The organism is Cobetia sp. 10Alg 146 (assembly GCF_029846385.1).
In the GTDB taxonomy this organism is placed as follows: domain Bacteria; phylum Pseudomonadota; class Gammaproteobacteria; order Pseudomonadales; family Halomonadaceae; genus Cobetia; species Cobetia marina.
In genome coordinates, this window is sequence record NZ_JARWKT010000030.1 from 1 (window position 1) to 224 (window position 224).

1 pseudogene is annotated in these 224 nt (G+C 37.5%); it reads left to right on the forward strand.

Annotation, left to right across the window (positions count from 1 at the left end):
* A pseudogene (locus QD172_RS17325) lies at nucleotides 1–200 on the forward strand (EamA family transporter); the annotation flags it as partial.
* Nucleotides 201–224 lie beyond the last annotated feature (24 nt).

Here is a 224-nt window from a genome sequence, read left to right on the forward strand (position 1 = left end):
ACTTTATGTGGAATAAAGGCGCAACCCTTGTCAACGTAGGTGCTTTGGCAGTTATGAATAACTTGCTTATCCCAGCTGGGATTATAATTAACGTGCTGATCTGGAACCGAGATGCCGATATAGTCAGGTTAAGTATTGGGGCTGCTATAATGTTAGGGGCATTATTGGTCAATCAAATGCTTAATAAAAAAGTAAATTAATAAGCTTGTAGCAAAATTGTCATT